This window comes from Mesobacterium hydrothermale (genome assembly GCF_035818635.1).
Classification (GTDB): Bacteria; Pseudomonadota; Alphaproteobacteria; order Rhodobacterales; family Rhodobacteraceae; genus Mesobacterium_A; species Mesobacterium_A hydrothermale.
Genome location: NZ_JAYLLH010000007.1, coordinates 106796 through 119939, shown reverse-complemented (window position 1 = coordinate 119939; position 13144 = coordinate 106796). Strand labels below are relative to the sequence as shown.

Genomic DNA, 13144 nt, shown 5'->3' with positions numbered 1-13144 from the left:
CCATGCAAAGCTTTTTCGAGCCGAACTACACCGTCCTGACCTTCTTTTTCGTCAAGAAATTCGTCTATCTCGAAGTGATGGCGGTGCTGGCGCTGATCCGTCTGATCGTGGGGGCGGGCTGGTCGCGCCTGCCTGCGCTGATCGCGCTGGTCCTGGCACTGGCCGGGCTGGCAACGATCTTTGCCCCCGCGGTGCAGATCGGCCACGGCCCTGTCTATGCCAGCGCATCCCGAATGATGATCCACGACGCCGGGATGACGGCGCTGGTCATCCCCTCTGCGGTGTTCCTGACAGCCATGGCCTGCCCCGCCCGCCGCGCCCGCTGGGTCGACTGGCTGCACATCGCGATGATCGTGGGGCTTGTGGGGCTGTGGATCGCCACCATGTTCTAACGGCACGTCCCCCTGAAGGAGCCCCGATGTTGCGCTGGCTGAACCTGTCCCTGCTTGTCCTTTATCCCGTCGCCTGGTTTGCGCCGATGTTGCGCGCGGGGCTCTTGCCGCTGTTTGGCCTGTCGGAAATCAGCGTGATAACCGGCTTGCAGTCGCTGTGGTCTTCGGACGTGGTGCTGGCCTTGCTTGTCACCGCTTTCGCGCTGTTCGCCCCCTACCTCAAGACCATTGGCCTGGCGCTGGTGCAATTCGGCCTGCTGGACGCCCGGGTCAAACCGGCGCTGCATGTTCTGGGCAAACTGGCGATGGCGGATATCTTCCTGGTCGCGCTGTACATCACCGTGATCAAGGGCATCGGCCTGGCCACGATCGAAACCGCCTGGGGGCTGTACCTGTTCAGCGGCTGCATCGTCGCCTCGCTTCTGATCGGGATGAAAACGCCCACACCCGCGCAGGATTAGCGCCCCGACGGAAACAATCTTGCAGGTCCGCGGGGCACTGGTGAACAGCTGTCACCGCCTGCCACAGTTTTGTCGAAATTCCTAGGGAAGCCGCCTGATTCCCCATTAACCTTTGCCGGAGTAACGGGTTGGGGGCGACACGTTTTCCGGGAGTATTCCATGCCGGTCGGGCTGAGCCACGCAGCGGTGGCGACCAGAACTGTCTTTCAATTTCTCGCCATGGTCCTGATCGGACTGATGGCGGGCATTTCCGTGACGTATTCCGCGGCCTGCGCGCTGGGACAGGCGCCGTGGCTGACACTTCCGCTGACCTTTGGTACGCTGACCCTGCCCGATGCGGGGGTCTGGGTGCAACTGTCGGTGACAGCGCTTTCCGTGGCCATCGCGTTTTTCCTGCCGACAAACGCGCGGGTTCTGGCGCTCGAGGACTCGCACCGCAAGTTCCATATCGGAATGCGGGATGTCGCCCGCGCCTACCGCACCGCCCACGCCGAAGATCGCAAGGGCGCTTTCAACATGAAGTCCGAATTCGACAGCGTCCGTGCCCGCATGGCCTTTCTGCGCGATCATCCCGACCTCGCCGATCTTGAACCTTCGATCCTCGAAGTCGCCTCGCAGATGAGCCACATCTCGCGCGAACTTGCGACCGTCTATTCCGACGCCAGCATGGCCCGCGCCCGCGACTTCCTGATCCAGCGCCAACAGGATATCGAGGAATTCAACGCCCGCCTGGAAGAGGCCAAGCTCAAGGCCAACGAAATGCGCCGCTGGGTGATGGAGGTCGAAATGGCCGAAAGCATCGCCGAGGCGCAACTGGTGCGCCTGTGCGAGGACCTGACGGAAATCCTGCCCGAAATCGCCCTCGGCGAGCCGGCCCCCGATGCGCCCCCCGCAGAGCCGATGCAAGAGATAGCTTTGGCCCTGCCGGCAGAGGCCGACGACTGGGAGGATGCCACAGAAACCGACGACCGGATCGTCGAATTGCTGTCGCGACGGGTGGCCGAGTAATCCCGGTCAGGACCGGGGCATGACTTTTCTTCGAAAAATCTCTGGCCGGGGGGGGCGGCCCCCCGAGGTATCTGGACAGCAAAAAGACAGGGCGACGCAGGGCCGCGTCGTCCCTTGCCAGTTCCGGAAAAAGCGGTCAGGCTTGCGCCGATGTGTGCGTGAGGTAACCAATGGCGGCCGAATTTCCCAGCCATGACGGGCCGTTCTCGATCGGGGCCGAAAACGGCAACCCGGCCGGTATCGGCTTTTGGGCGCTGGTGGCCGAGGATTTTCGCAGCCACAACCGCGCACCGCTGTCACAGGGATTTTGGGCGCTGTTCTGGCATCGTTTCGGAAACTGGCGCATGGGACAGCCGCGCGCCGTGCGGCTGCTGGCCACACCGCTTTACCTGATGATGTTCAAGCTGACGGAATGGATCTGCGGCATTCACCTGCCCTATCCGGTGCGGGTCGGGCGACGAGTCCGGCTGGAACATTTCGGCGGCATGATCCTTGTGCCGCGCGCCATCGGTGACGGTTGCACGATCCGGCAGAACACCACGATGGGGGTGAAACATGCCGACGATCGGGATGCCAAGCCGATCATCGGGCGTGGTGTCGATATCGGCGCGGGCGCGGTGATCCTTGGGGCGGTTACCGTGGGTGACGGCGCCCGCGTCGGCGCCAACGCTGTGGTGCTGACCGACGTTCCGCCCGGTGCCACCGCAGTGGGTGTGCCCGCCCGCGTGATCCGCACCCCCTTGGCAAAGGCCTCGGCATAGGTCAAACGTGACCCATGGCCAAATCCCCTGCCCGTTTCGTCTGTCAGTCCTGCGGGGCCGTCACCAGCAAATGGTCCGGCCGCTGCGATGCCTGTGGCGAATGGAACTGCATCGTCGAGGAAACCCCGCTGGCGGCCGGTCCCGGCAAGACCGCGCTTGGCGCAGCCCGGGGCCGCCAGGTGCCACTGACCGACCTTGCCACCCGCGAGACCCCGCCGCCGCGCAGCCGCAGCGGGCTGGACGAGCTTGACCGCGTGCTGGGCGGTGGCCTTGTCCCCGCCAGCGCCATCCTTGTCGGCGGCGATCCCGGCATCGGCAAATCCACGCTGCTGTTGCAGGCCGCCGCGCATTTTGCCCGCGCCGGCCTGCCGGTGATCTACGTTTCGGGCGAAGAAGCCAGCGCCCAGGTCCGCATGCGCGCGCAACGGCTGGGCCTGGATCAGGCACCGGTCCGGCTGGCCTCGGAAACCAACCTGCGCGACAACCTCACCACGCTCGAGGCCGAGCGCCCCGGCCTGGCCATCATCGATTCGATCCAGACCATGTGGGCCGACCAGGTCGACAGCGCCCCCGGATCGGTCAGCCAGGTCCGCGCCGCGGCGCATGAACTGACCGTCTTTGCCAAACGGCGCGGAGTTTCGGTGATCATGGTCGGCCATGTCACCAAGGAAGGCCAGATTGCCGGCCCGCGCGTGGTCGAACACATGGTCGACACCGTGCTCTATTTCGAAGGCGAACGCGGCCACCAGTTCCGCATCCTGCGCGCGGTCAAGAACCGCTTCGGCCCGGCCGACGAAATCGGGGTGTTCGAAATGACCGGCGCCGGGCTGGCCCAGGTCACCAATCCTTCGGCGCTGTTCCTGTCCGAACGCGGTCAGCCCGCCCCCGGCTCGGTTGTCTTTGCCGGGATCGAGGGCACCCGGCCGGTGCTGTGCGAATTCCAGGCGCTGGTTGCGCCGTCTTCGCTGTCACAACCGCGCCGCACCGTGGTGGGTTGGGACGGCGGCCGGCTGTCGATGATCCTCGCCGTGCTCGAAGCGCGCTGCGGCATTCCCTTCGCCGGGCTCGACGTGTTCCTAAACGTGGCCGGCGGCATGAAGATCACCGAACCCGCCGCCGATCTGGCTGTGGCCGCCGCGCTACTTTCCGCGCGCGAGGATGCGGCACTTCCGCCAGAGACTGTCGTTTTTGGCGAAATCAGCCTATCAGGTGCGCTAAGGCCGGTGTCGCAGACGGAAAACCGGTTGAAAGAGGCACAAAAACTTGGTTTCACCTCGGCCATCCTCCCCGCGGGCGGCAAGACCGTCGCCGGGGGCGGCATGACTCTCAAGCCGCTGGACGACCTGGCGGCCTTGGTCGGTGACGTATTTGGCGCGGGCTGACCGCGCAGGCAGAAAGGGCTGTTTGAGCAATGGAAGGGTTTACCGCTGTCGACGGAATCGTGGCCGTCGTCATCGTCTTGTCGGCGTTGCTGGCCTATTCCCGCGGGATCGTGCGCGAAGCCATGGCCATCGCCGGCTGGGTCGCTGCCGCGATCCTCGCCTATATCTTCGCCGACCAGGTCCAGCCGCTGGTCAAGGAACTGCCGGTGATCGGCCAGTTCCTGTCCGACAGCTGCGAACTGTCGATCATCGCCGCCTTTGCCGCGGTTTTCGCGCTCGCCCTGGTGGTGGTCTCGCTGTTCACACCGCTGTTTTCCTCGCTGGTGCAACGCTCCGCCCTGGGTGGGCTGGATCAGGCGCTCGGCTTTCTCTTCGGTGTTGCCCGCGGCATCCTGCTCGTGGCGATCGCGTTCTTCGTCTATGAAACCGTTGTGACCTCGCAAGACATCGCGATGATCGACAACAGCCGCTCGGCGGCCGTCTTCAGCCAGTTCACAGGCCGGATCGAGGATCAGAACCCCGAACAGGCGCTTGGCTGGATCACCGAACAATACGAACAACTGGTCGGTGTCTGCGCCGGCCCGGCGACGCCGCCGGCACCGGAACCGGCCAGCGGCAACTGATCCGCCAGCCCTCTGCCCAGCCCTCTGCACAGTCAGAAAACCCCGGCAGACGCCGGGGTTTTTTCTTGCCGCCCCGCGGCCCCCGGGTAACAGACGGCATCGGCGCAACGTCCAGACGCCGCGCACGCCCTGCCTTTCATCTTTCCAGAAATACTCACGTCACTCCGCTGGCCACGGGCGACGGGCCTACCCCAGCGCGCCCAGCCCCGGGAAGGTCTCCAGCAGCCAGAACGAGAAGATCGAGAACGCTCCGGTCAACAGCGCCAGCCCGACCACAAGCAGCAGCAGGCCCATGATCTTCTCGATCAGCCCCATGTGGCGCTTCAGCCGGTTCATCACGCCCATCGCGCGGCTCAGGAACACGGCGGCCAGCAGAAACGGCAAGCCCAGACCGGCGGCATAGACCGCCAGCAGCAGCGTCCCGCGCGTCACGCTGCCCTCGCTTGCCGCCAACGACAGGATCGCCCCCAGTTGCGGGCCGATGCAGGGCGTCCAGCCAAAGGCAAAGGCCAGCCCCAGGATATAGGCGCCAAAGGCCGATCCCCCGCTATCGCCCGCGTCGATTCTTGCCTCGCGGTCCAGGAACGGGATGCGAAACACGCCCAGGAAGTGCAGGCCAAAGACCATCACAACCACGCCGGAAATCCGCGCCAGCAGGATCTGGTTCTGCAGGAAGAACGCACCGAAGGCCGAGGCGGTGAAGCCCAGCACAAGGAACACGGTCGACAGCCCCATGACAAAGAACAGCGCCGCTATGATCGCCTTGCGGCGGGCCGATCCGCCGGCCTCCATCTCGGTCAGGCTGACGCCCGACATGAAGGCCAGATAGGGCGGGACGATGGGCAGCACGCAGGGCGACAGGAAGGACACGACACCGGCAAGCAGTGCCACGGCCATGGCCGGCACAAGGCTGGCGTCTATGATCTCGATTCCGAACATGGTTTCTGACATAGGCGATTGCCCAACCGGCGTCACCCGCCCTTATGTCACAGGTGTCATCACATCCGCGTGGACACAGGCCGGGCCGCGTCCTATCCCTCGGGTATGACACGCGATTACGACGCCCGCGGGATGATCTGCCCGCTGCCCGTGCTGAAAGCCCGCAAGCTGCTTCTGGCGATGCAGCCGGGCGAGTTGTTGCACCTGCAAACCGACGATCCGGTCGCGGTGATCGACATTCCGCATTTCTGCACCGAGGCCGGACATCACCTGGTCAGCAGCACGGCCGACGGGTCCGTCACGCGCTGGACGATCCGGCGCGGCTGACATGAAAAACGCCGCCCGGGGGCGGCGTTTTCCTGTTTCCCTGATCCCGCGATCAGCGGCCCATCGACCACCAGCCGCGGCGCTTGGGCTTGTCGTCGTCGTCGCTGCCCGCATCGGCGGTTTCCAGCTCTGGTTCGGCCACTTCCGCGGCATTCGCAGCGGCGGACTCGTGCTCGGCTTGGGGCGGGGTATCCTCGGCGACAGCCAGCTCTGCCGGAGCGTCCGGCGCGGCTTCTTGCGGCTGTTCGGCCACCGGCGCTTCGGCAACGGCTTCGACCGGGGCTGGCGCCTCGATCTCAGCGACCTCAGCCTCTGGCGCAAGCTCAGCCTCTGGCGCAAGCTCGGCCTCGGGTGCCGCTTCTGCTGCGGCCACGACCTCGGCCGCTGCGTCGCTCACCTCGGCTACGGCGTCTCCTTCGGCAGGCGCGGCGCTTTCTTCCGCAACCGGCTCAGCCTCTGCCGCTGCATCCGCGTCGGCGGGAGCCTCGTCGGGTTTCCTGCGGCTGCGGGTGCGGCGGCGCGGTTTCTTGGCCGGGGGCTCGTCACCGTCTGCGGCAACCGGCGCTTCGGTCTCGTCGCTGGCGGCGTCTTCGGTTGCGCTCTCGGCGGCCTTGTCCGCGCCCTCTTCCGCGGGCTTCTTGCGCCGCGACCGGCTGCGCGAGCGGCGCCTCCTGGGCTTGTCGTCGCCCTCGCCCTCCGCGGCCTCGGGGCTTTCGCCCTCGGTCTCGGCCTCGTCGTCGTCGTCGGCGTCCGCGCTGTCAGCCTCGTCAGAGACCTGAGCTTCGCCTTCGCCGTTGCCGGGCTTCTTCCGCCGCCGACGACGACGGCGCTTCTTGGGTTTTTGTTCCTCGTCCTGCGCCTCGGGGGCTTCGGTTTCGGCTTCGGCCTCGTCTTCCTCTTCGACCAGGTCTTCCTCGTCGATCTGGTCCATCAGCGAGGTGTTCACCGACACCACCGGCACGGTGACTTCGGGCACGGCCCGGGTCGCGGTCTTGAACTTCTCGATCGAGAAATCCGGGCTGATCAGCATCGCGTCGCCTTCGATCCGGACCGACAGCCCATAGCGGGCCTCGATCTGCGCGATGTGCTCGCGTTTCTGGTTCATCAGGAAGTTGGCAATGCTCACCGGGCATTTCACCAGAACTTCGCGTGACCGGCCGCGGGTGCCTTCCTCTTCGATCTGGCGCAGGATGTTCAGCGCCATGTTGTCGTCCGAGCGCAGCAACCCGGTGCCGTGGCAATGCGGGCAAGGCGCGGTTGTGGCCTCGATCATGCCGGGGCGCAGGCGCTGACGGCTCATCTCGAGCAGGCCAAAGCCGCTGATCCGGCCGACCTGGATGCGGGCGCGGTCGTTCTTCAACCGGTCCTTCAAACGCTTTTCGACGGCGTTGTTGTTCTTGCGCTCGTCCATGTCGATGAAGTCGATCACGATCAGGCCGGCCAGATCGCGCAGGCGCAACTGGCGGGCCACCTCGTCGGCGGCCTCAAGGTTGGTCTTCAGCGCGGTTTCCTCGATCGAGCCTTCTTTCGTGGCCCGGCCAGAGTTCACGTCGATCGCCACCAGCGCTTCGGTCACGCCGATCACGATATAGCCACCCGATTTCAGCTGCACGGTCGGGTTGAACATCGCCGCCAGATAGCTTTCCACCTGGTAGCGCGCGAACAGCGGCAGACCGTCCTGGTAGTTCTTCACGTTCTTGGCGTGGGACGGCATGATCATCTTCATGAAGTCCTTGGCGTTGCGATAGCCGCGTTCGCCTTCGACCAGAACTTCGTCGATGTCGCGATTATACAGATCGCGGATCGACCGTTTGATCAGGTCACCTTCTTCATAGATCTTCGCCGGGGCGGTGGATTTCAGCGTCAGCGCGCGGATCTGTTCCCAGAGGCGCTGCAGGTATTCATAGTCGCGCTTGATCTCGGTCTTGGTGCGCTTGGCGCCCGCGGTGCGGATGATCAGCCCTGCGCCCTGCGGCACGTCGATCGACTGGGCGATTTCCTTCAGCTTCTTGCGGTCGGGCGCGTTGGTGATCTTGCGCGAAATGCCGCCGCCACGGGCAGTGTTCGGCATCAGCACGCAGTACCGGCCGGCCAGCGACAGATAGGTGGTCAGGGCCGCACCCTTGTTGCCACGCTCTTCCTTGACGACCTGTACCAGCAGGATCTGGCGGACCTTGATGACCTCCTGGATCTTGTAGCGGCGCGCGCGCGGTTTGCGGACCGGACGAATGTCTTCCTCGACGTCGTGATCCGACACGGACTCGATGCCGTCGTCGTGGTCGTCGTCTTCGTCGTGCTCGTCGTCGGACTCGTCCTCGTCGGCGTGCTCGTCGTCGGACTCTTCCGCTGCCTCGGTGTCTTCGGCCTCTGCATCGGCAACGGCTTCGTCTTCCACGGCTTCGGACACATCCGTCGCCGCGGCAACTTCGGGCGCGTCTGCTGGCACTTCGGCTGCGGCCTCAGGGGCCTCTGCCGCCTCGGCGGTCCCATCATCCGCCACCGCGTCCACCGGTTCTTCAACCGGGGTTTCGGCTACGGTTTCCATCGGCGACAGCCCTTCGGTGTCGCCTTCGTCAAGGTCGATGGTCTCCATCCCGGCGATTTCCCTGGAAACCTCGCGGGTGGTGGTTTCGTCCTGCGACTTGGCCTTTTCCGCCTCGGCACGCGGCTTGCGGCGGCGGCGGGATTTCGGCCTGGCCTCGTCCTCGTCCTGCGCGTGCATCGCGTCGGCATAGGCCTGTTCTTCCGCCATCAGCGCCTCGCGGTCGGCGACGGGGATCTGATAATAGTCGGGATGGATTTCCGAAAACGCAAGGAACCCGTGGCGGTTGCCGCCGTAATCCACGAACGCCGCCTGAAGCGACGGTTCGACCCGGGTTACCTTTGCAAGATAGATGTTGCCAGCAAGCTGGCGTTTACTTTCGGATTCAAAATCGAACTCTTCAACCTTGTTTCCGTCAACCACCACAACGCGGGTTTCTTCCGCGTGGGTGGCGTCGATGAGCATTTTCTTTGCCATGTTGTCCGTCTGCACACCCAATCGAACCCAGGCCCTGTCGGGCGCGGGGTGGCTGGGCGGTGTCTTGTCTGGGCGAGGGTGCGCGCGCGGGAAAGCAGTGGCGGTTCGCCTCCTGCCTGATGCCCCATAACGTTCGCGCGTTTCATCGCGGTTCTTCTCCGACGCAGTCCCGGTTCACGGTCTGCGCCCGTTTAATACCCGCCGCTGTCGCGATCCGGGCGATACTTCTGGCCATGTGGCCTGAAAACTCCGTCGCAGTCGGCGCGGTTTGTCCGGCGTCGGTTCTGCTTCGGCGAAACTCTCGGTGGCGCGGATGTTTGTATACAATCCGGCCTTCGGCCAACATAAGGGCAGAGCGTGGACAAAGGCAATGGGCAATGTCACCTTTACCCGCGCCCCGGGCCCAACCGTTGCTTTGAGGTCTGCAAACACCGCCTCTGGGCCTGTCGCGCGTTCGGCAAGGCCGCGATCCCGGTCCCGGCCCCGGCGGCAAACGCCAAGGCCGGAGCGCGGCCGCGATCATCGCGCAACGCCCGGCCCGCCCCGGCGCGAGGCAGAAAATCGAACAACACCAATGCGGTCGAAGTGCCCGGACCAGGTTCCGGGCACCGGTCTTCGAGGGTGTCAGCCGTCCAGCTTGCGCAGGCGCTTGATCAGGCTGGACGTATCCCAACGCCCACCGCCGATTTTCTGCACCTCTTTGTAGAACTGATCGACCAGCGCCGTCACCGGCAGCGAGGCGCCGGTTTCATTCGCAGTCGCCAGGCAGATGCCCAGGTCCTTGCGCATCCAGTCGACGGCAAAGCCGTGCTCGAACTTGTCGTCGATCATGGTTTCATAGCGGTTCACCATCTGCCACGACCCGGCCGCACCGCCGCCGATCACCTCGATCACCGCGCGCCCGTCCAGCCCCGCCTTCTCGGCGAAATGCAGACCTTCGGACAGGCCCTGCACCAGGCCGGCAATACAGATCTGGTTGACCATCTTGCAGAGCTGGCCCGCACCGCTGTCGCCCAGACGCTTGCACAGCTTGGAATAGGCGTCGATCACCTGCTCTGCCTTGGCATAGGGGGCTTCCTCGCCGCCGCACATCACCACCAGCTGGCCGTTCTCGGCCCCGGCCTGCCCGCCGGAAATCGGCGCGTCGACAAAGGCGATGCCCTTTTCGGCCCCGGCGGCGTGCAGTTCGCGCGTCACTGCCGACGACACGGTGGTGTGATCGACAAAGATCGTGCCCGCGGCCATCCCGGCAAAGGCGCCGTCGTCGCCCAGGCAGACCGACCGCAGGTCGTCATCGTTGCCAACGCAGGACATCACGAAATCGCAGCCCTCGGCGGCCTCGCGCGGGGTGGCTTTCCAGCTTCCACCGAACTCTGCCGCCCATTTTTCCGCCTTCGCCGCGGTGCGATTGTAAACCGTGACCTCGTGACCGGCCTTCACCAGGTGGCCCGCCATCGGGTAGCCCATGACGCCAAGACCAAGAAATGCAACTTTTGCCATTGTATCCTCCCTTAGGGTTTGCCCTGTCTTGCCTTGCCCATGGCCCCTTGGCAAGGGGCGGCGGGCAGGCTACCCCCATGGGCAATCCGCAGGGAAGAGGAGCACATCATGGCCCAAGTCTTTCGCTGGCTGTTCCGGCTGACCACCGCCGCGCTGGTTCTGGCGGTGCTGGCCGTCGTGGCGGTGTACTACCTGGCCTCGCGGTCGCTGCCGGAATACAACAAGACCCTTCAGGTCGCCGGCATCACCTCGGATGTGGAAATCATCCGCGACAATTCCAACGTCCCGCATATCTTCGCCGCCTCGGATCGCGACGTGTTCTTTGGCCTGGGCTATGTTCATGCGCAGGACCGGCTGTGGCAGATGATGCTGATGCGCCGCACGGCCCAGGGCCGGCTGAGCGAGATGTTCGGTGCCCGCACTCTGGAAACCGACAAGCTGTTGCGGCGGCTTGATCTTTACCCGCTGGCGGTACAGTCGGTGCAATATCAGGACGCCCGCACGCTGGACGCGCTGGAAAGCTATGCCGCCGGGGTGAATGCCCGGCTGGAAGAAATCAACCGCGACAGCCTGGGCCGTGGCGCACCGGAATTTTTCCTGTTCGACGCCCCGATTGCGCCGTGGCAGCCTGCCGACTCCATCGCCATCGTCAAGCTTATGGCGTTGCAGCTCTCGGGCTATCTCGGTGACGAGGTGCTGCGCGCCCGCACCTCGCTGCTGTTGCCCGATGCCAACCGCCTTGCCGATATCCTGCCCGACGTGCCCGGCCCCGCGATCGCCGCCCTGCCCGACTATGCCTCGCTGGTGCCCGGCGTGCCGCGCTTCACCGATGCGCCGCCGCTGCAGCACGCGGCCCTGATGCCGGTGCCGCCGCGCGGGCTGGCCGGGGCCTCGAACGCCTGGGCCGCCGCGCCGTCACGCGCCGCGGCCAATGGCGCGCTGCTGGCCAATGACCCGCACCTTGGCTTTACCGCGCCGACGATCTGGTACCTTGCCCGGCTCGAGCTCAGTTCCGGTGGCGTCATCGGCGGCGGCATCCCCGGGATCCCGGCCCTGATGGTGGGCCGGTCGGAACAGATGGGCTGGGGCCTGACCAGTTCCTACCTCGACGACCAGGACGTGTTCATCGAAGAGCTGAGCACCGAAAACCCCGAGGAATACCGCACCCCCGACGGCTTCAAACCCTTTGTCACCCGCAAGTCGATCATCCAGATCAAGGACACCGCCCCCGTCACCATGACCCTGCGCTGGACGGACAACGGCCCCGTGCTGCCCGGCACCCAGTTCGACCTGGGCACCATCACCCCGCCGGGCCACGTCGCGGCCCTTGCCTGGACGGCGCTGACCCCGCGCGACACCTCGATGAGCGCCGCCATCGGCCTGATGTTCGCGCGCACTGTCGATGACGCGCTGGAAACGACCAAGACCTACATCGCGCCCTCGCAGAACCTGACGCTTGCCGGGCCAGACAAGATCGCGCTGAAACTGATCGGCGCCATGCCCCGCCGCGATGCCAACCACCAAAGCCAGGGCCGCCTGCCCAGCCTGGGCTGGATGGCGCAGAACCGCTGGCAGGGGATGCTGCCCGCGTCGGCCAACCCCGAATTCATCGCCCCCGCCGGGGGCATCGTCGGCAACACCAACAACAAGATCGTCGACCGCCCGTTTCCGCTGCACGTCAGCTTCGAATGGGGCGACAGCCAGCGCATCCAGCGCTGGCGCCGGATGATGCAGGGCCGTCAGGTCCACACCCGCGACAGCTTTATCGAGGTCCAGCTCGATACCGTGTCCACCGCCGCGCGCACCCTTCTGCCGCTGATCGGCCGCGACCTGTGGTTCACCGGGCAGGCCGCCGCCGAAGGCACCCCGGAACGCCAGCGGCAAAAGGCGCTCGACCTGCTGGCCAACTGGAACGGAGAGATGAACGAGCACCTGCCCGAGCCGCTGATCTACGCCGCCTGGCTGAAATTCCTACAGGACCGGCTGATCCGCGACGACCTCGGCCCGCTGGCCGGCGAATTCACCCATGTCGAGCCGCTGTTCATCGAACGCGTCTTCCGCGACATCGACGGCGCCAGCGCCTGGTGCGACATCATCCGCTCCGCCGCCGTCGAAAGCTGCACCGACGTCGCCCGCCTTGCGCTGGACGACGCCGTGGTCTGGCTCGGCGAAACCTATGGCACCGCGCTGGAATCCCTGCGCTGGGGCGAGGCGCACCAGGCCACCCACGACCACCCCGTTCTGGGGGAAGTGCCGCTGCTGCGCTATTTCGTCAACATCCGCCAGCCCACCAGCGGCGGCGACCAGACCCTGCTGCGCGGCCGCACCCGGGGCACCGGCCCCGACCCGTTCCAGAACGTGCACGGCGCGGGCTATCGCGGCGTCTACGACTTCGCCGACCCCGACAGCTCGGTCTTCATCTCGTCAACCGGCCAGTCCGGCCACTTCCTGAGCCGCCATTACGACGACCTCGGCCTGCTCTGGCGCCGCGGAGAATACATCCCCATGTCGCTGGACCGAGACCTCGCCCGCGCCGCCTCCGTCGGCATAACGCGGCTGGTCCGGGATTAAGGGGTGGGGATGACATGCACCCCGCAAAGGTCAACACCACCTCCCTTGGGGACGGTCCGTCACAGAACGTAACTGGCCCGGCGACACTCTGTCGCCCGGATCTCGAGCTACTGCTCCATCCTGCGGGGAGGTGTCAGGCAGTATGGCTGATCGCGGCCGGG

At 65.6% G+C, this 13144-nt stretch carries 11 protein-coding genes; 8 read left to right on the top strand and 3 right to left on the bottom strand.

What is annotated here, in order from left to right; translation table 11 throughout:
- Positions 1-2: 2 nt before the first annotated feature.
- From VK792_RS07190 to VK792_RS07165, 6 genes are all read left to right on the top strand, one after another.
- A complete protein-coding gene (locus VK792_RS07190) occupies positions 3-392 on the top strand; it encodes a hypothetical protein (RefSeq protein WP_326296737.1) in 390 nt (129 codons plus the stop codon).
- 26 nt (positions 393-418) lie between these two features.
- On the top strand, positions 419-853 hold the full coding sequence (locus VK792_RS07185) for a paraquat-inducible protein A (RefSeq protein ID WP_326296736.1): 435 nt from the start codon (positions 419-421) through the stop codon (positions 851-853).
- Positions 854-1072: 219 nt separating this feature from the next.
- Positions 1073-1861, top strand: coding sequence for a DNA repair protein (locus tag VK792_RS07180; protein ID WP_326296735.1), 789 nt, complete (start codon positions 1073-1075; stop codon positions 1859-1861).
- A gap of 170 nt (positions 1862-2031) precedes the next feature.
- Positions 2032-2622 (top strand): serine O-acetyltransferase, encoded by a 591-nt coding sequence (locus VK792_RS07175; RefSeq protein WP_326296733.1) that lies wholly within the window; start codon positions 2032-2034, stop codon positions 2620-2622.
- Between the two features lie 14 nt (positions 2623-2636).
- Positions 2637-4004, top strand: coding sequence for a DNA repair protein RadA (gene radA / locus VK792_RS07170; protein ID WP_326296732.1), 1368 nt, complete (start codon positions 2637-2639; stop codon positions 4002-4004).
- A 29-nt stretch (positions 4005-4033) separates the two neighbouring features.
- On the top strand, positions 4034-4627 hold the full coding sequence (locus VK792_RS07165; RefSeq protein ID WP_326296731.1) for a CvpA family protein: 594 nt from the start codon (positions 4034-4036) through the stop codon (positions 4625-4627).
- 186 nt (positions 4628-4813) lie between these two features.
- On the opposite strand, the gene VK792_RS07160 is transcribed toward VK792_RS07165, so the two are convergent.
- Positions 4814-5566 carry a cytochrome c biogenesis CcdA family protein gene (locus VK792_RS07160; protein WP_326296730.1) on the bottom strand — a complete coding sequence of 251 codons (753 nt, stop codon included), beginning with the start codon at positions 5564-5566 and terminating at the stop codon, positions 4814-4816.
- Positions 5567-5671: 105 nt separating this feature from the next.
- Here VK792_RS07160 and VK792_RS07155 point away from each other — a divergent pair, with 105 nt between their 5' ends.
- On the top strand, positions 5672-5893 hold the full coding sequence (locus VK792_RS07155) for a sulfurtransferase TusA family protein (RefSeq protein ID WP_326296729.1): 222 nt from the start codon (positions 5672-5674) through the stop codon (positions 5891-5893).
- A gap of 52 nt (positions 5894-5945) precedes the next feature.
- Here VK792_RS07155 and VK792_RS07150 read toward each other — a convergent pair whose 3' ends face one another.
- Both VK792_RS07150 and VK792_RS07145 read right to left on the bottom strand, forming a co-directional pair.
- Positions 5946-8912, bottom strand: coding sequence for an Rne/Rng family ribonuclease (locus tag VK792_RS07150; RefSeq protein ID WP_326296728.1), 2967 nt, complete (start codon positions 8910-8912; stop codon positions 5946-5948).
- 624 nt (positions 8913-9536) lie between these two features.
- A complete protein-coding gene (locus tag VK792_RS07145; RefSeq protein WP_326296727.1) occupies positions 9537-10412 on the bottom strand; it encodes an NAD(P)-dependent oxidoreductase in 876 nt (291 codons plus the stop codon).
- A 108-nt stretch (positions 10413-10520) separates the two neighbouring features.
- Between VK792_RS07145 and VK792_RS07140 the strand changes: the two genes are divergently transcribed.
- The gene (locus VK792_RS07140; RefSeq protein ID WP_326296725.1) at positions 10521-12983 is read left to right on the top strand and encodes a penicillin acylase family protein; all 2463 of its coding nucleotides are present in this window, start codon (positions 10521-10523) and stop codon (positions 12981-12983) included.
- Positions 12984-13144: the final 161 nt, after the last annotated feature.

Excerpts from the sequence above, each read along its gene's own strand:
- VK792_RS07140 (WP_326296725.1), top strand. The coding sequence starts at position 10,521 with ATGGCCCAAGTCTTTCGCTGGCTGTTCCGGCTGACCACCGCCGCGCTG.
- radA (WP_326296732.1), top strand. The coding sequence starts at position 2,637 with ATGGCCAAATCCCCTGCCCGTTTCGTCTGTCAGTCCTGCGGGGCCGTC.
- VK792_RS07160 (WP_326296730.1), bottom strand. The coding sequence starts at position 5,566 with ATGTTCGGAATCGAGATCATAGACGCCAGCCTTGTGCCGGCCATGGCC.
- VK792_RS07175 (WP_326296733.1), top strand. The coding sequence starts at position 2,032 with ATGGCGGCCGAATTTCCCAGCCATGACGGGCCGTTCTCGATCGGGGCC.
- VK792_RS07190 (WP_326296737.1), top strand. The coding sequence starts at position 3 with ATGCAAAGCTTTTTCGAGCCGAACTACACCGTCCTGACCTTCTTTTTC.
- VK792_RS07150 (WP_326296728.1), bottom strand. The coding sequence starts at position 8,912 with ATGGCAAAGAAAATGCTCATCGACGCCACCCACGCGGAAGAAACCCGC.
- VK792_RS07180 (WP_326296735.1), top strand. The coding sequence starts at position 1,073 with ATGGTCCTGATCGGACTGATGGCGGGCATTTCCGTGACGTATTCCGCG.
- VK792_RS07155 (WP_326296729.1), top strand. The coding sequence starts at position 5,672 with ATGACACGCGATTACGACGCCCGCGGGATGATCTGCCCGCTGCCCGTG.
- VK792_RS07165 (WP_326296731.1), top strand. The coding sequence starts at position 4,034 with ATGGAAGGGTTTACCGCTGTCGACGGAATCGTGGCCGTCGTCATCGTC.
- VK792_RS07145 (WP_326296727.1), bottom strand. The coding sequence starts at position 10,412 with ATGGCAAAAGTTGCATTTCTTGGTCTTGGCGTCATGGGCTACCCGATG.
- VK792_RS07185 (WP_326296736.1), top strand. The coding sequence starts at position 419 with ATGTTGCGCTGGCTGAACCTGTCCCTGCTTGTCCTTTATCCCGTCGCC.